Source organism: Ornithinimicrobium avium, assembly GCF_003351765.1.
Lineage (GTDB): Bacteria > Actinomycetota > Actinomycetes > Actinomycetales > Dermatophilaceae > Ornithinicoccus > Ornithinicoccus avius.
In genome coordinates, this window is record NZ_CP031229.1 from 515,399 (window position 1) to 538,431 (window position 23,033).

23 protein-coding genes are annotated in these 23,033 nt (G+C 72.7%); 14 read left to right on the forward strand and 9 right to left on the reverse strand.

Annotated elements, in window-relative coordinates; translation table 11 throughout:
- Positions 1-4: 4 nt before the first annotated feature.
- Positions 5-2,311, reverse strand: coding sequence for a transketolase (gene tkt, locus DV701_RS02355; RefSeq protein WP_114926910.1), 2,307 nt, complete (start codon positions 2,309-2,311; stop codon positions 5-7).
- A 219-nt stretch (positions 2,312-2,530) separates the two neighbouring features.
- On the opposite strand from tkt, the gene DV701_RS02360 reads away from it, so the two are divergent.
- Together DV701_RS02360 and DV701_RS02365 are read left to right on the forward strand one after the other, a co-directional pair.
- On the forward strand, positions 2,531-3,505 hold the full coding sequence (locus DV701_RS02360) for a heme o synthase (RefSeq protein ID WP_114926911.1): 975 nt from the start codon (positions 2,531-2,533) through the stop codon (positions 3,503-3,505).
- 32 nt (positions 3,506-3,537) lie between these two features.
- Positions 3,538-4,551 (forward strand): COX15/CtaA family protein, encoded by a 1,014-nt coding sequence (locus DV701_RS02365; protein ID WP_114926912.1) that lies wholly within the window; start codon positions 3,538-3,540, stop codon positions 4,549-4,551.
- A gap of 134 nt (positions 4,552-4,685) precedes the next feature.
- Here the strand turns inward: DV701_RS02365 and DV701_RS02370 are convergent, their stop codons facing one another.
- Both DV701_RS02370 and DV701_RS02375 read right to left on the reverse strand, forming a co-directional pair.
- Positions 4,686-5,501, reverse strand: coding sequence for an ABC transporter permease (locus DV701_RS02370; RefSeq protein WP_114926913.1), 816 nt, complete (start codon positions 5,499-5,501; stop codon positions 4,686-4,688).
- Complete coding sequence (locus DV701_RS02375; RefSeq protein ID WP_114930620.1) at positions 5,498-6,196, reverse strand: ABC transporter ATP-binding protein; 699 nt, start codon at positions 6,194-6,196, stop codon at positions 5,498-5,500. Before DV701_RS02375 ends, DV701_RS02370 begins: the two co-directional genes overlap by 4 nt.
- A gap of 144 nt (positions 6,197-6,340) precedes the next feature.
- On the opposite strand from DV701_RS02375, the gene DV701_RS02380 reads away from it, so the two are divergent.
- Genes DV701_RS02380 through DV701_RS02420 form a run of 9 tightly spaced genes read left to right on the forward strand, consistent with a single transcriptional unit; the run spans position 6,341 to position 13,770 of the window.
- Positions 6,341-7,120 carry a helix-turn-helix transcriptional regulator gene (locus DV701_RS02380; RefSeq protein ID WP_114930622.1) on the forward strand — a complete coding sequence of 260 codons (780 nt, stop codon included), beginning with the start codon at positions 6,341-6,343 and terminating at the stop codon, positions 7,118-7,120.
- Positions 7,117-8,538 (forward strand): Fe-S cluster assembly protein SufB, encoded by a 1,422-nt coding sequence (sufB, locus tag DV701_RS02385; RefSeq protein WP_114926914.1) that lies wholly within the window; start codon positions 7,117-7,119, stop codon positions 8,536-8,538. The genes DV701_RS02380 and sufB overlap by 4 nt, the downstream gene beginning before the upstream one ends.
- Positions 8,538-9,767 (forward strand): Fe-S cluster assembly protein SufD, encoded by a 1,230-nt coding sequence (sufD, locus tag DV701_RS02390; RefSeq protein ID WP_114926915.1) that lies wholly within the window; start codon positions 8,538-8,540, stop codon positions 9,765-9,767. The genes sufB and sufD overlap by 1 nt, the downstream gene beginning before the upstream one ends.
- Complete coding sequence (locus tag DV701_RS02395) at positions 9,764-10,102, forward strand: non-heme iron oxygenase ferredoxin subunit (RefSeq protein ID WP_114926916.1); 339 nt, start codon at positions 9,764-9,766, stop codon at positions 10,100-10,102. Before sufD ends, DV701_RS02395 begins: the two co-directional genes overlap by 4 nt.
- 52 nt (positions 10,103-10,154) lie before the next feature.
- On the forward strand, positions 10,155-10,913 hold the full coding sequence (gene sufC / locus DV701_RS02400; RefSeq protein WP_114926917.1) for a Fe-S cluster assembly ATPase SufC: 759 nt from the start codon (positions 10,155-10,157) through the stop codon (positions 10,911-10,913).
- A 14-nt stretch (positions 10,914-10,927) separates the two neighbouring features.
- On the forward strand, positions 10,928-12,247 hold the full coding sequence (locus DV701_RS02405; protein WP_114926918.1) for an aminotransferase class V-fold PLP-dependent enzyme: 1,320 nt from the start codon (positions 10,928-10,930) through the stop codon (positions 12,245-12,247).
- A 16-nt stretch (positions 12,248-12,263) separates the two neighbouring features.
- Positions 12,264-12,746 carry a Fe-S cluster assembly sulfur transfer protein SufU gene (sufU, locus tag DV701_RS02410; RefSeq protein WP_114926919.1) on the forward strand — a complete coding sequence of 161 codons (483 nt, stop codon included), beginning with the start codon at positions 12,264-12,266 and terminating at the stop codon, positions 12,744-12,746.
- A gap of 21 nt (positions 12,747-12,767) precedes the next feature.
- Positions 12,768-13,097, forward strand: a complete 330-nt coding sequence (locus DV701_RS02415; protein ID WP_114926920.1) for a metal-sulfur cluster assembly factor — start codon at positions 12,768-12,770, stop codon at positions 13,095-13,097.
- A gap of 13 nt (positions 13,098-13,110) precedes the next feature.
- Entirely contained in the window at positions 13,111-13,770 is a 660-nt protein-coding gene (locus tag DV701_RS02420) for an acVLRF1 family peptidyl-tRNA hydrolase (RefSeq protein WP_114926921.1), read from the forward strand.
- A 256-nt stretch (positions 13,771-14,026) separates the two neighbouring features.
- On the opposite strand, the gene DV701_RS02425 is transcribed toward DV701_RS02420, so the two are convergent.
- Entirely contained in the window at positions 14,027-15,382 is a 1,356-nt protein-coding gene (locus tag DV701_RS02425; RefSeq protein WP_114926922.1) for a dicarboxylate/amino acid:cation symporter, read from the reverse strand.
- Positions 15,383-15,567: 185 nt separating this feature from the next.
- Positions 15,568-16,440 (reverse strand): KPN_02809 family neutral zinc metallopeptidase, encoded by an 873-nt coding sequence (gene ypfJ / locus DV701_RS02430; protein ID WP_114926923.1) that lies wholly within the window; start codon positions 16,438-16,440, stop codon positions 15,568-15,570.
- A 166-nt stretch (positions 16,441-16,606) separates the two neighbouring features.
- Here ypfJ and DV701_RS02435 point away from each other — a divergent pair, with 166 nt between their 5' ends.
- From DV701_RS02435 to DV701_RS02445, 3 genes are read left to right on the forward strand one after another with little or no spacing between them, the layout of a single operon-like run.
- Entirely contained in the window at positions 16,607-18,205 is a 1,599-nt protein-coding gene (locus DV701_RS02435) for an ABC-F family ATP-binding cassette domain-containing protein (protein ID WP_114926924.1), read from the forward strand.
- A gap of 27 nt (positions 18,206-18,232) precedes the next feature.
- On the forward strand, positions 18,233-20,098 hold the full coding sequence (locus DV701_RS02440) for an ABC transporter ATP-binding protein (RefSeq protein ID WP_114926925.1): 1,866 nt from the start codon (positions 18,233-18,235) through the stop codon (positions 20,096-20,098).
- A gap of 60 nt (positions 20,099-20,158) precedes the next feature.
- Positions 20,159-20,731 carry a DinB family protein gene (locus tag DV701_RS02445; RefSeq protein ID WP_114926926.1) on the forward strand — a complete coding sequence of 191 codons (573 nt, stop codon included), beginning with the start codon at positions 20,159-20,161 and terminating at the stop codon, positions 20,729-20,731.
- A gap of 6 nt (positions 20,732-20,737) precedes the next feature.
- Here DV701_RS02445 and DV701_RS02450 read toward each other — a convergent pair whose 3' ends face one another.
- From DV701_RS02450 to DV701_RS02465, 4 genes are read right to left on the reverse strand one after another with little or no spacing between them, the layout of a single operon-like run.
- Positions 20,738-21,505, reverse strand: a complete 768-nt coding sequence (locus tag DV701_RS02450) for an SDR family oxidoreductase (RefSeq protein ID WP_114926927.1) — start codon at positions 21,503-21,505, stop codon at positions 20,738-20,740.
- Between the two features lie 32 nt (positions 21,506-21,537).
- Positions 21,538-22,320, reverse strand: a complete 783-nt coding sequence (locus DV701_RS02455; RefSeq protein ID WP_228255174.1) for an SURF1 family cytochrome oxidase biogenesis protein — start codon at positions 22,318-22,320, stop codon at positions 21,538-21,540.
- Between the two features lies 1 nt (position 22,321).
- Positions 22,322-22,561, reverse strand: a complete 240-nt coding sequence (locus tag DV701_RS02460; protein ID WP_114926928.1) for a hypothetical protein — start codon at positions 22,559-22,561, stop codon at positions 22,322-22,324.
- Positions 22,558-23,007: a DUF3099 domain-containing protein gene (locus DV701_RS02465; protein WP_228255175.1), complete on the reverse strand. Its 450-nt coding sequence runs from the start codon at positions 23,005-23,007 to the stop codon at positions 22,558-22,560. The genes DV701_RS02460 and DV701_RS02465 overlap by 4 nt, the downstream gene beginning before the upstream one ends.
- Positions 23,008-23,033: the final 26 nt, after the last annotated feature.

The window sequence follows — 23,033 nt, forward strand, 5'->3', positions numbered from 1 at the left end:
CGCGTCAGTGCTGTGACTCGTCGGTGGACCGGGTGCCGCCCTCGCCGGCGTCCCCGAGGGTGCTCTCCTCGCCGGTGGGTCCGTCCGGGGCGGACCTGCCCGGCGCCGCGTCCTCGTCGCCGGCCGCTGCGGCGAGAGACTCGCGCGCGGCCGCGGCGACGGCCTCGGCGGTGATGCCGAACTCGCGGTAGAGGGTCTTGTAGTCGGCGGAGGCGCCGAAGTGGTCCAGGCTGACGATCCGGCCGGCGTCTCCGACCAGCTCGCGCCAGCCCTGCGCCACGCCGGCCTCGACCGAGACGCGGGCGCGCACCCGGGGCGGCAGCACCTCGTCGCGGTAGGAACGGTCCTGGGCGTCGAACCACTCGCGGCAGGGCATCGAGACCACGCGGGTCGGGACGCCCTCGGCCTGCAGCGCCTCGCGCGCCTCGACCGCGAGCTGGACCTCGGAACCGGTGCCGATCAGCACGACCTGGGGCTCGCCGCCCTCGGCCTCGACCAGGACGTAGCCGCCGCGGGCGGTGCCCTCGGCCGAGGCCATGAGCGAGCGGTCGAAGGTGGGCACGTTCTGGCGCGTCAGGGCCAGGCCGGCAGGGTGGTCCACGCTCTCCAGGACGGTGCGCCACGCCACCGCGGTCTCGTTGGCGTCGGCGGGGCGGACCACGTCGAGGCCGGGGATGGCCCGCAGTGCCGCCAGGTGCTCGACGGGCTGGTGGGTCGGGCCGTCCTCGCCCAGGCCGATGCTGTCGTGCGTCCACACGTAGATCACCGGCAGCTGCTGGAGCGCAGCCAGCCGGACCGCGGGGCGCATGTAGTCGGAGAAGATGAGGAAGGTGCCGCCGTAGGGCCGGGTCAGACCCTCGAGCGCGATCCCGTTGAGGATCATCCCCATGCCGTTCTCGCGGATGCCGAAGTGCAGCGTGCGGCCGTAGCGGTCGCCGGGGAACATCTCGGTGGCCTTGGACTCCGGGATGAACGAGGGCGCGCCCTTCATCGTCGTGTTGTTGGAGCCGGCCAGGTCGGCCGAGCCGCCCCACAGCTCGGGCATCACGTCGGCCAGGGCGGTCAGCACCTCGCCGGAGGCCTTGCGGGTCGCCATCCCCTCGGGGTCGGCCTCGAAGGTGGGCAGCGCCTCCCCGAGCCTTTCCGGAAGCTGCCTGGCCTCGAGCCGGTCGAGCAGCGCCGCCCGCTCCGGGTCGGCCGAGCGCCAGCTCTCGTAGCGCTCCTGCCAGGCGGCGTGGGCCTGCTGGCCGCGCTCGACCACGCCGCGCGCGTGGGCGAGCACCTCCTCCTCGACCGGGAAGGAGACCTCCGGGTCGAAGCCGAGGATCTTCTTGGTGGCCGCCACCTCGTCGGCGCCCAGCGCCGAGCCGTGCGAGGCACCGGTGTCCTGCGCCTCCGGCGCGGGCCAGGCGATGATCGTGCGCAGGATGACCAGGGTGGGCTTGTCGGTGCGCTCGCGGGAGGCCTGCAGCACGGCATACAGGGTGTCGACGTCCTCGGTGTAGAGGCCGCTGCCCTCCTGGACGCCGTCGCGGTGCTCCACCGCGCCGCCGGCGGAGCCGGCGCTGCCGCGCCAGTCCACGGTCTCCACGTGCCAGCCGTAGGCCTCGTAGCGCTTGGCCACGTCCTCGCTGAAGGAGATGTCGGTGTCGTCCTCGATCGAGATGAAGTTCTGGTCGTAGACGACGGTGAGGTTCGACAGCTCCTGGTGGCCCGCGAGCGAGCAGGCCTCGGAGGCGACGCCCTCCATGATGTCGCCGTCGGAGGCGATGACCCACACGTGGTGGTCGAAGGGGGACTCGCCGCTGGCCGCGTCGGGGTCGAGCAGCCCGCGCTGGCGGCGCTGCGCCATCGCCATGCCGACCGCAGAGGCCAGGCCGGACCCCAGGGGGCCGGTCGTGATCTCCACGCCGGTGGTGTGGTGGACCTCGGGGTGGCCGGGGGTGATGCTTCCCCACGTGCGCAGCGCCTCCAGGTCCTCCATCTCCATCCCGTAGCCGGAGAGGTAGAGCTGGATGTACTGGGTGAGGCTGGAGTGCCCGCAGGAGAGGACGAAGCGGTCGCGGCCGAGCCAGTGCGGGTCGGACGGGTCGTGCGTCATCACGTTCTGGTAGAGCAGGTAGGCGAGCGGGGCCAGGCTCATCGCCGTGCCGGGGTGGCCGTTCCCCGTCTTCTGCACGGCGTCGGCGGCCAGGACCCGGACGGTGTCGACCGCCCGGACGTCCGCGTCGGTCCAGCCCACCGCGTCGGCGATCGGCCTGGTCAGCCTGTCGTCACGGTCGGCGGTGAAGAGGTGGGCGGTCTGGCTCACGAAGTGCTCCTTGGGTGCGGGGACGGCGTGCTGGTCCCGGCCTCACGGCCAGGGACGACCTACTGACGACCTTATCCCCTCACCCTTTCCGTCGCGTCCGTTGCCGCCTGTTGCCGGACCTCACCAGGTTCGGGCCGGGCGGGGCCGACGGAGTACCATCGAGGCCAGCCCCCGTCCCCGTCCGCCGGGACGACGCCGCCACCCCTGCCGAAGGACACTGTGACCACGCTCGACCCCCGACCTGCGCCTGACGGCGGCACCGACACCGAGGCTGCGCCGGCAGGGACGTCCAGGGGGGTGCGGGACGTGGTCGGCGACTACGTCGCGCTGACCAAGCCGCGCATCATCGAGCTGCTCCTGGTCACGACCTTCCCGGTCATGTTCCTGGCCGAGCGCGGCATACCCCCCATCTGGCTCATCGTGGCCACCCTCGTGGGTGGCACCCTGGCCGCGTCCTCTGCCAACGTCCTCAACTGCTACCTGGACCGGGACATCGACGCCCACATGCACCGGACGTCGAACCGGCCGCTGGTCACCGGGACGGTGACGCCCCGCGCCGCGCTCATCTTCGGCATCGTCCTCGGGATCGCGTCGGTGCTCTGGCTGGGTCTGCTGGTCAACTGGCTGTCCGCCTGGCTGGGTCTGGGCGCGATCCTGCTCTACGTCGTCTTCTACACCGCGCTGCTCAAGCGGCGCACCAGCCAGAACATCGTCTGGGGCGGCGTGGCCGGCTGCATGCCGGTGCTCATCGGCTGGTCCGCCGTGACCGACTCGTTGTCGTGGTCGGCGCTCGTCCTCTTCCTGGTCGTCTTCTTCTGGACACCGCCGCACTACTGGCCGCTGTCGATGCGCTTCAAGGAGGACTACGCGGCGGCCGGCGTGCCGATGCTGCCGGTGGTGGCCGAGGACGTCACGGTGGGGCGCCAGGTGGTCGCCTACGCGTGGGCGACGGTCGCCGTCTCGCTCGTGCTGGTGCCGGTGGCCCCGATGGGCTGGGTCTACACCGTGGTCGCGGTGGTCTCCGGCGCTCTCTTCGTCGTGGAGTCCCACCGGTTGCTCGCCCGCGCGCGGCGCGGCGTCACCGGCAAGGCGCTGGGGGCGATGCGGCTGTTCCACTACTCGATCAGCTACCTGACGCTGCTCTTCCTCGGCGTGGCCGTCGACCCGCTGCTCCACCTGCCGCTCCCGTTCTGACCCTCCCGTCCCCGAAAGCCAGCGAAAGCGCCATGACCGCCGCCACCACCCGAACCCGCACCCGCCTGGCCGACCAGCTCCTGCCGCGGGAGGTGACCTCCTGGGTGCGCGCCATGGCGTGGGCCTCGCTGCTGACCAACGCGCTGCTCATCGTCAGCGGCGGCGCCGTGCGGCTGACCGGCAGCGGCCTGGGCTGCCCCACCTGGCCCCGCTGCACCGACGACTCCTGGACCAACACCCCGGCGATGGGGATCCACGGCTACATCGAGTTCGGCAACCGGACGCTGACCTTCCTGCTCGCGCTCGTGGCCGTGCTGACCGCGCTGGCCGTGTGGCGGCTGCGGGACCGGCACCCGTCCTTCCTGCGGATCGCGGTGGCGCTCGGTGTCGGCATCGTGGTCCAGGCGGTGGTGGGCGGCGTCACGGTGCGCACCGGGCTCAACCCCTGGGTCGTGGGGATCCACTTCGTCATCTCGGCGGTGCTCGTCGCCCTGGCAGCCGTGCTCGTCGACCGGACCCGGCGGGTGTCCCTGCGGCACGTCGCGGTGGCCGAGCGGGGCGGCCAGCTCACGGGGCCGGAGGCACGCGGCGCGCGTGTCCTCGCCGTCGTCCTGGGGGTCTGCGCGGGGCTGGCGATCTACCTGGGCACGCTGGTGACCGGGACCGGTCCGCACTCGGGCGACGCGGGCGGGGTGGCCAGGCACACCTTCGACGCCTACCTCGTCGCCCGGGTCCACGCGGTGCCCGTCTACGTGCTCGTGGCAGGGACGGGGGTCGGTGTCGTGGCGGCCTTCGTGCGCGGCTGGCCGGGGGCGCTGCGTCGCATCCTGGTGGCCCTCGCCGTGGTCGTCGCGGCGCAGGCCGCGATCGGCTACTACCAGTACTTCAACGGGGTGCCGATCCTCGCCGTCGCACTGCACATGGTCGGTGCGGCCGTCCTGGCGACGGTGGCCACCATGGTCGTCGAGAAGACGTATGCCGTGTCCGCCCGGCGCGACGAGCCCCTCGCGCCCGGCCCCAGCTCGGACGTCCTGACCCGGACCTGACACGTCCACCGGGGGAGCGGGCGTCCACATCCCTCCCGCGGCCGCGCGTGCCTGCGATGCCCTGTGGAGAACGCCAGGACATGTCGGACAGAGTTGCTGGCCTGCAAGCGGTGGTCGAGTTCGGGCCGGCGCGGCTAGTCGGACCAGCGCAGCAGCCGACGGGCGAGCAGCCCGGCGACGGCCGCCCACACCAGGAGCACGAGCAGCGGCCCCCAGGCGAAGGCGCCGTTGACCAGGGCCGTGCGCAGGGCGTCGCCGAGCGCTGCCGAGGGGAGCAGCGAGACCACCGTCGAGACGGGCTCGGGCAGCGCGTGGGCGGGGAGCAGGACCCCGCCGCCGGCGGCGAGCAGCACCCAGACCAGGTTGGCCAGCGCCAGGACCGCCTCGGCGCGCAACGACCCGCCGAGGCAGGCGGCGAGCGAGGCGAAGGCCCCGACCCCGAGGACGACGGCCACCAGCGCCGGCAGCACGCCGACCGGGTCCGGACGCCACCCCAGGACGGCCGCGACCGCGCCGACGACCAGGAGCTGGACGACCAGCACCGCGACCACGGACAGGGCCTTGGCGGCGAGCAGGCCCCCGCGGCCCAGGGGGGTGGTGCCCAGCAGCCTCAGGACGCCCCACCGACGCTCGAAACCGAGCAGGATCGCCTGGCCGGTGAAGGCGGTGGACATGACGGCCAGCGCGAGCACCCCGGGAGCCAGGACGTCGATGCGCGCCGCCGCGGCCCAGGGGCCGACGGCCAGATCCGGGTAGGGGACCAGCGCCAGCCCGACCAGCGCCATGAGCGGCAGCACGATCGAGACGAGCAGCTGCTCGCCGTGCCGGAGCAGGCCGACGGCCTCGAAGCGGGCCTGCGCCAGGATGCGGGCAGGTGCCGGTGCGGGAAGGGGTGCCGGCGCCGGCGCCCCTGCGGGCCCGGCCCCCGACGGGGCGCCGAGGGTGCTCATCGGTCTGCCTCCTGCCGGTCGGTCAGGGCGAAGTAGGTCTCCTCCAGGCCGCCGGTGCCGGCCACCTCGGCCACGGTGCCGGCGGCCGCGACCCGCCCGCGCACGATGACGACGACCCGGTCGGCGAGGCGCTCGGCCTCCTCGAAGGAGTGGGTGGTCACCACGGTCGCGGCACCAGAGTCGGCGGTCTCGCGGACGATCCCGTGCACCTCCCGGCGGGAGTGCGGGTCCAGGCCGGCGGTGGGCTCGTCGAGGAAGGCGACCTGCGGCCGCCCCACGAGAGCGGCGGCCAGGGCGACGCGCTGGCGCTGGCCGCCGGAGAGGCGTCGGATCGTGGTGCCGGCGAACTCGTCGATGCCGAGACGGGCGACGAGGCCGTCCACGTCCGCAGGCCGGTCCCAGAAGCGGGAGAGGTGGCGGAGCAGGGCGACCGGCCGGACCGACTGGGGGAGCCCGCCGTCCTGGAGCATCACACCGACCCGGGCGCGGTGGTCGGCCCCGGCGCGCCAGGGGTCGGTCCCCAGCACCCGCACCGTGCCGCCGTCGGGACGCTGCAGCCCGGTGGCGATCTCCACCGAGGTGGTCTTGCCGGCCCCGTTGGGCCCGAGGACGCAGGTCACCTCGCCCGCGTCGGCCCCCCACGAGAGCCCGCGCAGCGCCTCGGCGGCCCCGAAACGCCGGGTCACCTGGTCCATCACGAGCGCGGCCGCGGAGGGGGTGTTCACGATGAAGAAGTCTAGTTCGGCGCCTCGCGCCGCCCGGGCCCGGACCTGGTCAGGGGACCCTGCGTTGGATCCCAGGACCAAATAGGTCACAATGGAGTGGTGAATTTGGCCGAGATGCATCAGGAGTCCCGTACCCGGGACCGCGTGCGTCTGGCCGTGGGCGAGCAGGGTCCGGTGAGCGCCAGCGCTCTGGCCGGCGAGCTCGGGCTCACCCCTGCGGCCGTCCGCCGCCACCTCGACGCCCTGGAGACCGAGGGTCTCATCGTGGAGCACGAGGCAGCGTCAGTGGGACGCCGCGGCCGGGGGCGCCCCGCCCGTGCCTACGTCCTCACCACGCTCGGGCAGGACCGGTTCAGCAGCGCCTACGACGACGTCGCCTCCGCGGCCCTGCACTTCCTGGCCCGGGAGGCCGGTGACGGCGCCGTCCAGGCGTTCGCCGACCAGCGGGCCGCCGAGCTGGAGACCAGGCTTCGCACCCGCGTGGAGGAGCGGATGGCTGCCTCCGGCGCCGACCCCGGGGACCTCGACGCGCGGGCGGACGCGTTGGCCGGCGCGCTCTCCGCCGAGGGGTATGCTGCCAGCGCCCGGCCGGTAGGTCAGGGCACCGGGCTCGCCGGTATCCAGCTGTGCCAGGGGCACTGCCCCGTACGGTCGCTGGCCAGCGAGTTCCGCCACTTCTGCGACGCCGAGACCGACGTCATCTCGCGAGTCCTCGGCGTCCACGTGCAGCGGCTGGCCACCCTCGCGGGCGGCGAGCACGTCTGCACGACGTTCGTCCCCACCGGGGCACCGGGATCCGGGCCCCCCAGCGACGAGGAACGGGCGCGCGCCCGGCCCTACCTCATACCCCGAACCACCGACCAAGCCGCCGACGACGAGAGGTCAACGCAGTGAGCACCCATATCGAGGAGCTGAACCCGGGTCTGAAGGACCTCGGGAGCTACGAGTACGGCTGGGCCGACAGCGACGTGGCAGGCGCGTCCGCCCGGCGCGGCCTGAGCGAGGAGGTCGTCCGCAACATCTCCGCGCTGAAGGACGAGCCGGAATGGATGCTGAAGACCCGGCTGAAGGCGCTGCGCCTGTTCGACAAGAAGCCGATGCCGCACTGGGGTGCGGACCTGACGGGCATCCACTTCGACACGATCAAGTACTTCGTGCGGTCCACCGAGAAGCAGGCCACCAGCTGGGAGGACCTGCCCGAGGACATCCGCAACACCTACGACCGGCTCGGCATCCCCGAGGCCGAGAAGCAGCGCCTCGTCGCCGGCGTCGCCGCGCAGTACGAGTCCGAGGTCGTCTACCACCAGATCCGCGAGGACCTGGAGGAGCAGGGCGTCATCTTCGTCGACACCGACAGCGGCCTGCGCGAGCACGAGGAGATCTTCAAGGAGTACTTCGGCTCGGTGATCCCGGTGGGCGACAACAAGTTCGCCTCGCTGAACAGCGCCGTCTGGTCCGGCGGGTCCTTCGTCTACGTCCCCAAGGGCGTGCACGTGGAGATCCCGCTGCAGGCCTACTTCCGGATCAACACCGAGAACATGGGCCAGTTCGAGCGGACGCTGATCATCGCCGACGAGGGCTCCTCGGTGCACTACGTCGAGGGCTGCACCGCGCCGATCTACAAGACCGACTCGCTGCACTCCGCGGTCGTGGAGATCATCGTCAAGAAGAACGCCCGGGTGCGCTACACCACGATCCAGAACTGGTCCAACAACGTCTACAACCTGGTCACCAAGCGCGCGACCTGCGACGAGGGCGCGACCATGGAGTGGATCGACGGCAACATCGGCTCCAAGGTCACCATGAAGTACCCGGCCGTCTACCTGCTCGGCGAGCACAGCAAGGGCGAGACCCTGTCCGTCGCCTTCGCCGGGGAGGGCCAGCACCAGGACGCCGGCTCCAAGATGGTGCACGCCGCGCCGTACACCTCCTCGACCATCGTGAGCAAGTCGGTGGCCCGCGGGGGCGGCCGGTCCTCCTACCGCGGCCTGGTCCAGATCAACGAGGGTGCGCACCACAGCAGGTCCTCGGTGGTCTGCGACGCGTTGCTGGTCGACCAGATCTCCCGCTCCGACACCTACCCCTACGTCGACGTCCGCGAGGACGACGTCCAGATGGGCCACGAGGCGACCGTCTCCAAGGTGTCCGAGGAGCAGATGTTCTACCTCATGTCCCGAGGCATGTCCGAGACCGAGGCCATGGCGATGATCGTGCGCGGGTTCGTCGAGCCCATCGCGCGCGAGCTGCCCATGGAGTACGCCCTCGAGCTCAACCGCCTCATCGAGCTGCAGATGGAAGGAGCCGTCGGCTGATGTCGCTTCTGATTGACGAACGCGCCGAGAAGCCCGTTGACCACACCGACCCCGCGGGGCTGATCGGCGCGGACCGCGTGCCCGACGAGTCCCGCGCCTCGCGCCACCGGTCCTTCGACGTGGACACGGTCCCCGTCCCCACCGGTCGTGAGGAGGAGTGGCGCTTCACCCCGGTCGACCGGCTGGGCAACGTCTTCTCCGACGCCCCGACCGACGTCGTGGACGGCGTCGAGGCGGTCGACTACGTGCTCGAGGCGCCGCAGGGCGTCACCTCCGGCACCCTCGCACCCGGGCAGGCCCCCCGCGGCACCGTGCTGGTCCCGGAGGACCGCGGCGCCGTCGTGGCCAGCAAGAACACCGAGCAGGCCCTGCACGTGCAGATCGCGGCGAACGCCGAGCTCAGCGAGCCGGTACGCCTCAAGGTCCACGGCCAGGGCGCCGGCCGGCGCAGCAACGCGCACTACGTCCTCGAGGCGGGCGCGCACAGCACCGGCCTGGTGATCCTCGACCACACCGGTGCGGCCGACCACACCGGCAACCTCGAGGTGCTCGTCGGCGACGGCGCGCAGCTGACCGTGGTCAGCCTGCAGCGCTGGGACGACGACGGGGTGCACCTGGCCCAGCACGAGGCCCTCGTGGGCCGCGACGCGAGCTACAAGCACATCGCGGTCTCCCTCGGCGGCGGCATCGTGCGGATGAACTCCAACGTGCGCTACGGCGGCCCGGGCGGGGAGGCGACCCTGCTGGGCGTCTACTTCGCCGACGCCGGCCAGCACCTGGAGCACCGCTCGTTCGTGGACCACAACGCCCCGCACTGCACCTCGCTGGTCACCTACAAGGGTGCCCTGCAGGGCGAGACCGCCCGCACGGTCTGGGTCGGCGACGTGCTGATCCGCAAGGAGGCCGAGGGGATCGACACCTACGAGCTCAACCGCAACCTGGTGCTCACCGACGGCGCCCGCGCCGACTCCGTGCCCAACCTGGAGATCGAGACCGGCGAGATCAAGGGTGCCGGGCACGCGAGCTCGACCGGTCGCTTCGACGACGAGCAGCTCTTCTACCTGATGTCCCGCGGGATCGGCATGGAGGAGGCGCGCCGTCTCGTCGTGCGCGGCTTCTTCGCCGACATCATCGCCAAGATCGGCGTCCCGGAGGTCGTGGACCGGCTGATGGCCGCGATCGACGAGGAGCTGCAGCTGACGATCAGCCTGGAGCCCGCCGGCGCATGAGCGAGCCCGTGCGCACCCGCGAACCGGTCCTGGTCTGCCAGGTCGGCGACCTGCCGACCGGGGCCGGTGCGGTGGTGGCCGACGTCGACGGACGGCGGGTCACCATCGCCCGCGACTCGGCCGGCGACCTGCACGCGTTCGACGACACCTGCACCCACCAGAACGTCTCGCTCGCCGAGGGCGAGATCGAGGGTGACCGGATCGAGTGCTGGCTGCACGGCTCCCAGTTCGACATGCGCACCGGTGAGCCCAAGCAGCTGCCCGCGACCAGGCCGGTCGCCGTGCACACGGTGATCGTGGAGCGCGGCGACGTCTTCGTCGCGCTGTCCGACTGACCACCCCACCCACTTCACACCCCATACCGAAGACCTCCCACGAAGGAGCAGCATGACCACCCTCGAGATCCGCGACCTGCGCGTCAGCGTCGCGACCGGCGAGACGCACAAGGAGATCCTGCGCGGCGTCGACCTGACCATCAACTCCGGCGAGACCCACGCCATCATGGGCCCCAACGGCTCGGGCAAGTCGACCCTCGCCTACGCGGTCGCTGGCCACCCCAAGTACGAGGTCACCGGCGGCCAAGTGCTGCTCGACGGCGAGGACGTGCTGGCGATGGGCGTCGACCAGCGCGCCCAGGCCGGACTGTTCCTGGCCATGCAGTACCCCGTCGAGGTGCCCGGCGTGAGCGTGTCCAACTTCCTGCGCACCGCCAAGACCGCGATCGACGGCGAGGCCCCCAAGCTGCGCCACTGGGTCAAGGACGTCAAGGTCGCGATGGAGAACCTGCGGATGGATTCCTCCTTCGCCGACCGCAACGTCAACGAGGGCTTCTCCGGCGGCGAGAAGAAGCGCCACGAGATCCTCCAGCTGGAGCTGCTCCAGCCCAAGATCGCGATCCTGGACGAGACCGACTCCGGGCTGGACGTCGACGCGCTGCGCGTCGTCTCCGAGGGCGTCAACCGCGTCAAGGAGAACACCGGGCTGGGCGTCATGCTCATCACCCACTACACGCGGATCCTGCGCTACATCAGCCCCGACTACGTGCACGTCTTCGTGGGCGGCCGCGTGGCCGAGTCCGGAGGGCGTGACCTGGCCGACCGGCTCGAGGAGGAGGGCTACGATCGCTTCCTCCAGGCCGCGGTCTGAGAGGACGCAGCGGTATGACGTGGGGCCGGCCGGCCGAGGCGTTCAGCGGTGAGGAGCTCGCCCGGGTGCGAGCCGACTTCCCGCTGCTCTCGCGCACGGTGCGCGGCGGGCGGCCCCTCGTCTACCTGGACAGCGGGGCCACCGCGCAGAAGCCGCGCGTGGTGCTGGACGCCGAGCGTGAGTTCTACGAGCGGCACTACGCCGCCGTCCACCGGGGCGCCCACCAGCTGGCCGAGGAGGCGACCGACGCCTTCGAGTCCGCCCGGGCGACCGTGGCCCGCTTCCTGGGCACCGACGCCGGGCAGGTGGTCTTCACCCGCAACGGGACCGAGGGCCTGAACCTGCTGGCCTACGCCTTCTCCAACGCGGCGGCGCCCGGCGCGCTCGACGGGGTCGACGAGGCCTGGGCCGAGCGGCTGCGCCTGCGCCCCGGGGACGAGGTCGTGGTGACCGAGATGGAGCACCACGCCAACCTCGTGCCGTGGCAGGAGGTGTGCCGCCGCACCGGCGCCACGCTGCGCTGGGTCGGCGTCACCGACGACGGCTACCTGCAGGACCCCGGCGAGGTGGTGACCGACCGGACGAAGGTCGTGGCGCTCACGCACGTCTCCAACGTCGTCGCGACGCGCAACGACCTGGCGCCGGTGGTCGAGGCCGCACGCAGGGTCGGCGCGCTCGTGGTCGTCGACGCCTGCCAGTCGGCCCCGCACCTGGACATCACCGCGCTGACGGCGCCGGGTTCCGGCGTCGACGCGCTCGTCCTCACCGGCCACAAGACGCTGGGCCCCTCGGGCATCGGCGTGCTGTGGGCCCGGCGCGAGCTGCTCGAGGCGATGCCGCCCTTCCTCACCGGCGGATCGATGATCGAGGTCGTGCGGATGGAGAGCTCCACCTGGGCACCGCCGCCGCAGAAGTTCGAGGCCGGCGTGCCGATGGCTGCCCAGGCGGTGGGGCTGGCCGCAGCGCTGGACTACCTGTCCGCGCTCGGCATGGACCGGGTCGCCGCCCACGACCAGGACCTGGTGCGGCACGCGCTGGACGTCCTGGCCGAGCGACCCTGGGTCCGCGTCCTGGGACCCGGCGCACCGGCGGACCGGGTCGGTGCGGTCGCGTTCGTCGTCGACGGCGTGCACCCGCACGACGTGGGTCAGGTCCTCGACGACTCCGGCGTCGCGGTGCGGACCGGGCACCACTGCGCGTGGCCGCTGCACCGCCGGCTCGGCGTGCCCGCCTCGACCCGGGCCAGCTTCTCGGTCTACACCACGACGGAGGAGATCGACGCCTTCGCCGCGGCGCTGGACCGGGTGCCGCAGATCTTCGGGGCGAGCGCGTGAAGGAGACGGACCACTGATGGACCTGTACGGCGAGCTCATCCTCGACCACGCCCGGCGACCCCAGCACGCGGGCCTGCGCGAGCCCTTCGACGTCGAGGTCAACCACGTCAACCCGACCTGCGGCGACGAGATCAGCCTGCGCGTCCTCCTCGAGGACCCCGGGGACGGCACCGACCCGGTCGTGCGCGACGTGTCCTACGACGCGCTCGGCTGCTCGATCTCGGTCGCCTCGGCCTCGGTCCTGGCCGAGGAGTCCATCGGCCGGCCGCTGGTGGAGACGCTGGAGACCTACACCCACGTGCACGCCATGCTCACGAGCAAGGGTGCCGACCCGGGCGACCCGCAGCAGATCGGTGACGCCGTCGCCTTCGCCGGCGTGGCGCGCTACCCGGCGCGCGTGAAGTGCGCGCTGCTGTCCTGGAGCGCCTACCTCGACGCCCTGGCCCGGGCCGGGGCGGACATCTCCGCCGCCAGCACCGGCGGTCGGGCGACCACCTGACCCCCACCATCGGAGGAAAACATGAGCGAGACCCTGCACACGCCGCCCAACGTGGCCGACATCGAGGAGGCCCTGCGCGACGTCGTCGACCCCGAGCTCGGGATCAACGTCGTCGACCTCGGCCTCATCTACGGCCTGACGGTGGACGCCCAGGCGCACACCGTCATCGACATGACGCTCACCAGCGCCGCGTGCCCCCTCACCGACGTCATCGAGGACCAGATCGCGCAGACGCTGGAGGGCCTGGTGGCCAGCCACCGCATCAACTGGGTGTGGATGCCGCCGTGGGGCCCGGACAAGATCACCGACGAGGGCCGCGAGCAGCTGCGCGCCCTCGGCTTCAACGTCTGAGCGCGAGCCGCGCGTGACCGCCGCACGGCCGGTCGAGGTCGCCCCCCGGCGACTCGCCGGGTGGGTGGAGCGGTTCGTCGCGTCGCACGGGGACGTCACCTGGTCGCTCGACCGGGCGACGTCCCCGTGCTCGTGCCTGCTGACCGCGGCCGACGGCTCCTGGGCCAGGCTCACCACCTGGCGGGACGCGGTCGTGGCACCCCCAACGGGCCCCGAGCTGGAGGAGTGGGCCGTCGCGCCGGTCCTGCTGGTCCTCCTCCTCCGCCGGGGCGGGTATGCCGCGGCCGTCGCCTCCCCGTCCGGCGACCTCGTCGCACACAAGGTCGGCACCCGCTACGTGCAGTCGCGCACGGCCGCCGGGGGCTGGTCCCAGCAGCGCTACGCCCGGCGCCGCTCCAACCAGGCCGACGAGCTGGTGGGGGCGGTCGTCGCCCACGCGGCGCGGGTGCTGGGGCAGGGCGAGGCGGTCCTCGGACCGGTCGGGGGACTGGTGCTGGGCGGCGACCGGACCCTGGCTGCCGGGGCGATCGAGGACCTGGCGACGGGACCACGCGGGCGGCTGCACTCCCTGCCCGTCCGGGAGCTGTGGGACCTGCCCGACCCGCGGCGCGCGGTGCTCGACGACGCCGTGCGGCGTGGCCGCGCCGTGCGGGTCGAGGTGCTCAACTCCTGAGCAGGTCGTCACCACCCTGGGCCGGTCGTCCACCCTGGGGCGGTGGGGTGCGAGTGCCCCGGTTCGGTCGGCTGGGCACGCGGCGGGGCGCCGGGAGGGGTGCGAGTGCCCCGGTTCGGTCGGCAAGCGCGCGGGGTCGGTCGGCCGCGCGCAGGACCGTCGGGGATGCTCCACCGCTGACGACATGATGAAGGGCCGCCGGCACGGGTGCCGGCGGCCCTCCTGCACGTCCGGTGCGGACGGCTCGTGGTGCGGGTCAGGCGGTGGCGGGGACGGGCTCGCCCTCGCGCACGATGTCCTCGGACGCGTCGCTCTCGCGCCACGGCTCGCCCCGGCGGGAGGCGTCGTAGGCATCCCGGTCCAGGATGCCCTGGCGCTTGGCCACGATCGTGGGGACCAGGGCCTGGCCGGCCACGTTGGTGGCCGTGCGGCCCATGTCCAGGATCGGGTCGACGGCCAGCAGCAGGCCGACGCCCTCGAGCGGCAGGCCCAGCGTGGACAGGGTCAGCGTCAGCATGACGGTCGCACCGGTGACACCGGCGGTCGCGGCCGAGCCGATCACCGACACGAAGGCGATGAGCAGGTAGTCGGTGACGCCCAGGCTCATCCCGAAGAACTGCGCGACGAAGATCGCGGCGATGGCCGGGTAGACCGCGGCGCAGCCGTCCATCTTGGTGGTGGCGCCCAGCGGCACGGCGAAGGAGGAGTAGGCGCGCGGCACGCCCAGGTTGCGCTCGGTCACGGCCTGGGTGACCGGCATGGTGCCGATCGAGGAGCGCGAGACGAAACCGAGCTGGATCGCCGGCCACGCCCCGGAGAAGAACTGCCGGACGGACAGGCCGTGCAGGCGCAGCAGCACCGGGTAGAGCACGCCCATCACCAGGGCCAGGCCCACGTAGATCGCGACGGTGAAGCGGCCCAGCGAGCCGATCGTGTCCCAGCCGTAGGAGACGACCGCGTTGCCGAGCAGACCGACCGTCGCCAGCGGCGCCAGCAGGATGATCCACCACAGCACCTTCTGCACGACCGCCAGGGCCGAGCGGGTGAAGTCGAGGAAGGGCTCGGCGGCCTTGCCCGTCTTGAGCACGGCGATGCCGACCGCGATCGAGAGCACCAGGATCTGCAGGACGTTGAAGGACAGCGAGACGCCGTCGTCGTCGGCCCGGGCGCTCAGGCCCAGCACGTTGGCCGGGATGATCCCGGTGAGGAAGTCCAGCCAGCCGCCGGTGCGGCCGGGAGCGGCGGCGTCGGCCGCGGTGACGCCCGCGCCGCGGGCCGGGTCGATCAGCAGGCCGACCGTCATGCCGATGGCCACCGAGGCCATGGCGGTGATGGCGAACCACAGCAGGGTGTTCCAGGCCAGGCGGGCTGCGCCGGTGACCTCGCGCAGGTTGGCGATCGAGGAGACGATGGCCAGGAAGACCAGCGGCGGGACGACCGCCTTGAGGAGGGTGACGAACGAGGACCCGATGATGCCCAGGGTCTCGGAGAGCCAGTTCGGGTCGTCGGCGGTGGCGCCCATGGAGCGGGCGACGAGGCCGAGCACCACGCCCAGCACCAGGCCGATGAGCACCTGGGTGCCGAAGGACACCCGGGGGAGACGAGAGCGCACGAGGCAGCCTTTCGCGTCAGGGGAGGACGGGCCGGCAGACGCAGCACACAGACGCGGCGGACGGCCCGGGGCCGCGGTCGTCGCGAAACCCTACGGTGCGCAACTATTGGTTATGACTATCCATTCCCCGTGTTTGGTATGACGTAGGTCACCCGGTCCGTCCTGCGCGCCGGACCGTGGGCGGTCTAGTAGTCGTCCACGCTCGCGGCGTTGAGGGTGTCGCACTGGTTGGGGTCGCCGGAGTCGTAGCCCCGCATGAACCAGCCCATCCGCTCCTCGGACGAGCCGTGCGTCCAGGAGTGCGGGTCGACCTGCCCGGTCATCTTCTCCTGGATGGAGTCGTCGCCGACCGCCGCGGCGGCCGACAGGGCGGAGCTGATGTCCTCCTTGGTGGGCGGCTCGAGCAGGCCCTGCGGGCCCGAGGCGTTGGAGATCCAGGCCCCGGCGAAGCAGTCTGCCTGCAGCTCGACGCGCACGGCGCCGGACTCCGCGCCCTGCCGGTCCTGCTGGGAGGCCTGCAGCGCCCCGGTGTAGTTCTGGACGTGGTGGCCGTACTCGTGGCCCAGGACGTAGAGCTCGCCGAGGTTGCCGCCCTGGGCGCCCAGCTGTCCCTCCAGCTGGTTGAAGAAGGCCGTGTCCAGGTAGATCTGCTCGTCGAGAGGGCAGTAGAACGGGCCGACCTGGCTGGTCGCCTGGCCGCACTGGGTGTTGACCGCACCGGTGAACAGGATGGCCCGCGGCACCGGGGCCTTGGGGTAGGCCTGCGACCAGTACTGCTCGAGGGAGGCCATGCCGCCCTTCATCCGGCAGTCCACGTCGGCGTTGGCGTCGGCGCCGGTCTGGCACTCGGCGAGGTCGACGTTCTCCGCGCTGGTCGTGGGCGCCTGCTGGCCGCCCCCGAGGACCGCGCCCGGGTCGCCGCCGAAGAGCATGATGACCAGGGCGATCAGGAGGGTGCCGATGCCGCCGCCGACCGCGAGGCCGCCGCCACCGCGTCCCCCGCCGCCACCGCGGGACGCCCTGCCGCCGCCGATGTTGGCGTTCTCCCTGAACGTCATGCTGCCTCCACCTGCTCGCGTGCTCTGCGCCGGTCGGGCGACCGGGCACCTAGCGCGTAGACTAACCACCCGGCCCACCCGCCGCAGCCAGGCAGGCGGCGCGCCGACCATCCGCCCTCTCCAGCGCGTCCCGCGCTGCCCGCCGACCGTCGAGGAGCCCGCCCGCATGATCACCGCCTCCGGCGTCGAGATCCGCGTGGGCTCCCGGCTCCTGATGGACGACGTGAGCTTCCGGGTCGGCCCGGGCGACCGGGTCGGGCTGGTCGGGCGCAACGGCGCCGGCAAGACGACGCTCACCCGGATCATCTCCGGTGACGGCCAGCCCGCGGCCGGGTCCATCACCCGCACCGGCGAGGTCGGCTACCTCCCGCAGGACCCCCGGACCGGGGACCCGGAGATCCTCGGGCGGGACCGCATACTCTCCGCCCGTGGTCTGGACCAGGTGATCCGGGGGCTGCGCGCCGCCGAGGAGACGATGGCCACCCAGGAGGGGGAGAAGCGCGACCGGGCGATGGCCCGCTACGCCCGCCTGGAGGCCGAGTTCACCTCCCGCGGCGGCTACGCCGCCGAGTCCGAGGCGGCCTCGATCGCCAGCTCGCTCGGCCTGCCCGAGCGGGTGCTCTCCCAGCAGCTGCGCACGCTCTCCGGCGGACAGCGCCGGCGCATCGAGCTGGCCCGCATCCTCTTCTCCGGGGCGCAGACGCTGCTCCTGGACGAGCCGACGAACCACCTGGACGCCGACTCGGTCGTCTGGCTGCGCGAGCACCTGCGCGGCTACGCCGGCGGCCTGATGATCATCTCGCACGACGTCTCCCTCATCGAGACGGTCGTCAACAAGGTCTTCTACCTCGACGCCAACCGTCAGGTCATCGACATCTACAACATGGGCTGGCACGCCTACCTCACCCAGCGCGAGGCCGACGAGCGCCGCCGGCACCGCGAGCGCGCCAACGCCGAGAAGAAGGCCTCCGCCCTGCTCGCCCAGGCGGACAAGATGCGGGCCAAGGCGACCAAGGCGGTGGCTGCGCAGAACATGGCGCGCCGCGCCGAACGGATGCTCGCCGGGCTCGAGGGGGAGCGCCGGACCGACAAGGTCGCCAGGCTGCGCTTCCCGACCCCGGCCGCCTGCGGGCGGACCCCGCTGACCGCGGAGGGGCTGTCCAAGTCCTACGGCAGCCTGGAGATCTTCACCGACGTCGACCTGGCGATCGACCGCGGCTCCCGGGTCGTGGTCCTGGGTCTGAACGGGGCCGGCAAGACCACGCTGCTGCGCCTCCTCGCCGGCATCGACGACCCGGACACCGGCGAGGTCGTCGCCGGGCACGGCCTGCGGCTGGGCTACTACGCCCAGGAGCACGAGACGCTCGACGTGCGGCGCACGGTGCTGGAGAACATGAAGTCCGCGGCGCCCGACCTGGACGAGACCGAGACCCGCAAGGTGCTGGGCTCCTTCCTCTTCACCGGGGACGACGTCGACAAGCCGGCCGGGGTGCTCTCCGGCGGCGAGAAGACCCGCCTGGCGCTGGCGACCCTGGTCGTGTCCGCGGCCAACGTGCTGCTCCTGGACGAGCCCACCAACAACCTGGACCCGGCCTCGCGGGAAGAAGTTCTGGCCGCGCTGCGCTCCTACGAGGGAGCGGTCGTCCTGGTCAGCCACGACGAGGGAGCGGTGACCGCACTGGAGCCCGAGCGGGTCCTCCTCCTGCCTGACGGGGTCGAGGACCTGTGGGGCCGTGACTACGAGGACCTGGTGGCGCTGGCCTGACCCGGCCACGCCGGGAAGGAGCACCGGATGACGATCGGCACCGGCATGCGCGGGGCGTCCGTCCGCAGCTTCGCCAAGGACCCCTCGGTCCGCGACCACCGGCTCGAGGCCGGCACCGCCCGGCGCGTCGCCCGCTACGGACGCCCGTTCGCCCGGGACATCGCGGCATACCTGGTCCTGACCATCCTGGCCGGGGTGCTGGTCACCGCGGTCCCGCTGCTGCTGCAGCGGATCATCGACGACGGCGTGGTCCCGCAGGTGCGCGAGGTGGTGATCCGCCTCGGGATCGTCGTGGCGGCACTGGCCGTCGTGGAGTCCGTGGTGACCGTCGTCACCCGCTGGCTCGGGTCGCGGATCGGCGAGGGCCTGATCCTCGACCTGCGCACCGAGGTGTTCGCGCACGTGCTGCGCCAGCCGATCGCGTTCTTCACCCGCGCGCAGACGGGCGCCCTGGTCAGCCGGCTCAACAGCGACGTCATCGGGGCGCAGACCGCCTTCACCTCGATCCTGTCCGGCCTGGTCAGCAACGTGGTCCAGATGGTCCTGATCCTGGCGGCCCTGTTCTCGATGAGCTGGCAGATCACCCTGCTCGCGCTGTGCCTGCTGCCGCTCTTCCTCGTGCCCGCGCGCGTGATGGGCGCCCGGCTCTCGGCGCTGACCCGCCGGCAGATGACCCTCAACGCCGACATGTACACCCGGACGACCGAGCGCTTCAACGTCGCCGGCGCGCTCCTGGTGCGCCTCTTCGGCCGCCCGGGCGAGGAGGACGAGGAGTATGAGGTCCGCGCCCGCGGCGTGCGCGACGCCGGGGTGGCCATCTCGGTCAACCGCGTCGTGTTCATGGCGGGTCTGGGTCTGGTGGCCTCGCTGGCTACCGCGCTCGTCTACGGGATGGGCGGGCTGATGGCGGTGGCCGGCCAGCTCACCGTCGGCACCCTGGTCGCGATGGCCGCGCTGCTGTCCCGGCTCTACGCACCGCTGACCGCGCTGTCCAACGTGCGCGTCGACATCATGACCGCGCTGGTGGCCTTCGAGCGGATCTTCGAGGTGCTCGACCTGCGCCCGCTGGTCCGGGAGGCCGAGCACCCGCAGGAGATCCCGCAGGGCCCGGTCGGGATCCGCCTGCGGGACGTGTCCTTCACCTACCCGCCGGCCGACGAGGTGTCGCTCGCCTCTCTCGAGCAGCGTCCGGAGGCCGAGACCGAGGACGACAGCCCGGTCCTACAGGGCATCGACGTGGACGTCCCGGCCGGGGCCATGGTCGCCCTCGTCGGCCCCTCCGGGGCGGGCAAGACGACGCTGACCTCGTTGATCGCCAGGCTCTACGACCCGACGACGGGCAGCGTGCAGATCGGCGGCGTGGACCTGCGCGAGGCGTCGATGGACTCGCTGCGCCGGACCGTGGGCGTGGTGACCCAGGAGGCACACATGTTCAACGACACGGTGCGGGCGAACCTGCGCTACGCGCGCCCGGGCGTCCCCGACGACGAGATCTGGTCGGCGCTGCGCGCCGCCCGCATCGACGGCCTGGTCGCCCGGCTGCCGGACGGGCTGGACACGGTCGTCGGCGACCGCGGGCACCGGCTCTCCGGCGGGGAGAAGCAGCGTCTGGCCCTGGCGCGCCTGCTCCTGAAGTCGCCGGCGGTCGTCGTCCTCGACGAGGCCACCGCCCACCTGGACAGCGAGTCCGAGGTCGCCGTGCAGCGGGCGCTGGACGAGGCGTTGTCCGGGCGGACCTCGGTCGTCATCGCGCACCGCCTGTCCACGGTGCGCGACGCCGACCTCATCCTGGTCATGGAGCGGGGTCGCATCGTGCAGCGCGGGACGCATGCCGAGCTGCTGGCGGCGGGTGGGCTCTACCGCTCCCTGCACGACACGCAGTTCCGCGACTGACGGGGGCCCGGCTCGTCGTCGCGGACACCATCGGTCCGCAGGACGTGATGCAGTGCGTCCATGACTGGCTTCGACCTGGTGGCGCGGCTCCACGAGCAGCTCGACTTCCACTGGCACGCGCAGGCCCGACCTCGCCTGGACGGGCTCACCGACGACGAGTACCTCTGGGAGCCCGCCCCCGGCACCTGGAACGTGCGTCGCCGGGGGGACGGCCCGCCGGGGACGGTGACGACGCGCGCCGGCTCGGCGCAGTGGCTGCTCGACTTCGCCTTCCCTGAGCCCGAGCCCGCACCGGTGACCTCCATCGCCTGGCGGATCGCGCACGTGGTGGTCGGCGTGCTCGGTGCCCGCGCGCACTCCCACTTCGACGGGCCGCCGGCCGACTACGACGAGTTCCCCTACGCGGGGACGGCACAGGAGGCGCTCGACCAGCTCGACGCGGCCTACGGAGCCTGGTCGGCCGGAGTGCGCTCGCTCACGACCGACCAGCTCGCACTGCCGGTGGGACCGGCCGAGGGGCCGTTCGCCGAAGATCCGATGATCGTCCTCGTCCTGCACCTCAACCGCGAGACGATCCACCACCTCGCCGAGGTCGCGCTGCTGCGGGACCTGTGGGCCAACGGGGTGCGGTGACGGGGGTCATGGTGCGCGGGTCGAGCCGCCGTCCACGGTCACGACGCTGCCGGTGAGGTAGGAGGCCATCGGCGAGGTGACGAAGGCGGCGACGGCGCCGAACTCCTCGGGCTGCCCGTAGCGGCGCAGCGGGATCCCGGCGACGATCCGCTCGCGCAGGGCCACCGGGTCCTCGGCGGCGGACTCGAGCTCGCGGACGCGGTCGGTCTCGAACCGGCCGGGCAGCACCGCGTTGACCCGGTGCCCGTGCGGTCCGTGCTCGTCGGCCATCGTCTTGGCGACCATCGCCAGCCCCGGCCGCAGCCCGTTGGAGATCGCCAGCCCGGCGATCGGTGCCCGGACCGACGTGGACAGCACGAAGGTGACCGCGATCGGTGCGCGGGCCTGCTCCAGGGCGGTGCGCGCCAGCCGGACCGCCCCGAGGAAGACGGACTCGAAGGCGTCGCGCCACTGCTCGTCGGTGACCGTGTTGGTGCTCCCGCCCGGCGGGCCCCCGACGCTGATCACGACGCCGTCCAGCCGGCCGAAGTGCTCGTCGGCCGCGTCGAGCAGCCGGTCGGCGGCGTCGGGGTCGGCCAGGTCGGCGGTCAGGCCCTCGGCGGTGCCCGGGCCGGAGTCGCTCAGCTGCCGGGCCGCGGCCAGGACGTGCTCCTCGGAGCGGGAGGAGACGAGCACGTCGGCCCCGTCGCGCACCAGGTGCTCGGCGGTCGCGAGACCCAGTCCGCGGGAGGCTCCGGTGAGCAGGTAGGCGCGTCCGGCGAGTCCGAGGTCCATCCGGCCATCCTGTCAGGCGCGAGGGTCCCGGCCTACTCGTCCTCCTCGTCCCAGATCCGGACCTTCTTCGGCTTCCTCGCCCGGACCGGGGCGCCGGACTCGTCCCGCGCCGTCTGGTGGGCCATCACCAGCACGAGGACGACGCCGAGCGGGACGGTGAGCCACCACTGCAGCGAGTAGGCCAGGTGCGAGCCGACCCGCACGTCCGGGCGCTCGAGCGCCTCGGGCCGGCCCGCCGGCGGGTCCTCCGACTCCAGCACGACGTAGGCCTGCACCAGGTCCAGGCCGGTCGCCGCGGCGAGCGAGGGCAGGTGGATCGAGCTCAGCTGCCCGGCCGGCAGGTCGTGGCCCAGGTCCGGCTCCGAGGGCCGCAACCACCCGGTCACGGTGACCTCCCCCGGTGGTGGAGCGGGCACCTCGGGCAGGGTGGAGGCCGTCTTGGCGTTGGGCACCCACCCGCGGTCGACCGTCACCGCGCTCCCGTCGGCGAGGAGGAGCGGGACGAGCACCTCATACCCGAAGACGCCGCCGTGGGGCCGGTTGCGCGCGAGGTGCTGGTCGTGGTCGAGATAGGTGCCGGTCGCGGTCACGCGGCGCCACTGGTCGTCGTGCGGGAGCGGCGCGGAGGCGTCGGGGAGCACCTCGCCCAGCGGGACCGGAGCCGCGTCGTAGTTGGCCGTGATGAGGTCGCGGCGCTCCGCCTTGTCCTGGTAGCGGTGCCACTGCCACTGCCCCAGGTTGAAGGTGAGGACGCCGAACAGCACACCCAGCACGAGATAGGCGATCCACCGGGGTCGCCGCAGGACTGCCAGCACGTCAGCCGTCCGCCTCGGTGAGCTCCTCGACGGGCAGGACGTCGATCAGGAACCCGCGCAGCTGGACGAAGTCGCGCAGGTGGTCGCGGTGCTCCTCGCAGGCCAGCCACACCTTGCGCCGGTCGGGCACGTGCAGCCTGGGGTTGTTCCAGACGACCGCGTGCCGGGCCTGCGCCCGGCAGCCCTTCGAGCTGCACACCAGCCCGTCGGCCTCGCGGCGCGGGGTCGCTCCGAGGATCACGACGCCTCCCTCCGAGGGTCCTCGTCGGTCGGGTCCTCGGGGCGGTGGGCGCCGGGGTAGGGGGTGTCGTGGCTGGACACGACCGTCCCCTCCACATCGTGCCCGGTCGGGCCCCGCGGGGCGGCCGTCGTGCCCGGGTCGAGCCGCGGCTCGGGCCGGGTGACGCGCTCCGGGCGGCTGGCGGTGCCGCGCCGGTCGACGTTGTTGGCCAGCACGACCGCGACCGAGGGGACGATCACGGCGACCGCGGCCAGGATGATCCCCGCCACCACGATGCCGTTCATCAGCATCCACACCGAGACGGGGAAGGCGACGAGGCGGAACCCCATGGCGGCGAGGTACTCCCACATCCGCTTGGCGCGGTCCTTCTCCACCGACACCCTGGCCGTGGTCACCGCCTGGACCGGACGGCGGCCCGGACCTGGACGCGAGGGGTTGGTGGGCACCGCTCCACGATACGACTACGGTGTGA

What these genes read in the sequence shown, in the direction of transcription:
- DV701_RS02375 (WP_114930620.1), bottom strand. Translation starts at nt 6,196, where the DNA reads ATGGACCAGGTGACCCGGCGTTTCGGGGCCGCCGAGGCGCTGCGCGGG.
- DV701_RS02365 (WP_114926912.1), top strand. Translation starts at nt 3,538, where the DNA reads ATGACCGCCGCCACCACCCGAACCCGCACCCGCCTGGCCGACCAGCTC.
- sufU (WP_114926919.1), top strand. Translation starts at nt 12,264, where the DNA reads ATGGACCTGTACGGCGAGCTCATCCTCGACCACGCCCGGCGACCCCAG.
- DV701_RS02440 (WP_114926925.1), top strand. Translation starts at nt 18,233, where the DNA reads ATGACGATCGGCACCGGCATGCGCGGGGCGTCCGTCCGCAGCTTCGCC.
- DV701_RS02380 (WP_114930622.1), top strand. Translation starts at nt 6,341, where the DNA reads ATGCATCAGGAGTCCCGTACCCGGGACCGCGTGCGTCTGGCCGTGGGC.
- DV701_RS02445 (WP_114926926.1), top strand. Translation starts at nt 20,159, where the DNA reads ATGACTGGCTTCGACCTGGTGGCGCGGCTCCACGAGCAGCTCGACTTC.
- DV701_RS02395 (WP_114926916.1), top strand. Translation starts at nt 9,764, where the DNA reads ATGAGCGAGCCCGTGCGCACCCGCGAACCGGTCCTGGTCTGCCAGGTC.
- DV701_RS02415 (WP_114926920.1), top strand. Translation starts at nt 12,768, where the DNA reads ATGAGCGAGACCCTGCACACGCCGCCCAACGTGGCCGACATCGAGGAG.
- sufC (WP_114926917.1), top strand. Translation starts at nt 10,155, where the DNA reads ATGACCACCCTCGAGATCCGCGACCTGCGCGTCAGCGTCGCGACCGGC.
- DV701_RS02435 (WP_114926924.1), top strand. Translation starts at nt 16,607, where the DNA reads ATGATCACCGCCTCCGGCGTCGAGATCCGCGTGGGCTCCCGGCTCCTG.
- sufD (WP_114926915.1), top strand. Translation starts at nt 8,538, where the DNA reads ATGTCGCTTCTGATTGACGAACGCGCCGAGAAGCCCGTTGACCACACC.
- DV701_RS02450 (WP_114926927.1), bottom strand. Translation starts at nt 21,505, where the DNA reads ATGGACCTCGGACTCGCCGGACGCGCCTACCTGCTCACCGGAGCCTCC.
- DV701_RS02405 (WP_114926918.1), top strand. Translation starts at nt 10,928, where the DNA reads ATGACGTGGGGCCGGCCGGCCGAGGCGTTCAGCGGTGAGGAGCTCGCC.
- DV701_RS02370 (WP_114926913.1), bottom strand. Translation starts at nt 5,501, where the DNA reads ATGAGCACCCTCGGCGCCCCGTCGGGGGCCGGGCCCGCAGGGGCGCCG.
- ypfJ (WP_114926923.1), bottom strand. Translation starts at nt 16,440, where the DNA reads ATGACGTTCAGGGAGAACGCCAACATCGGCGGCGGCAGGGCGTCCCGC.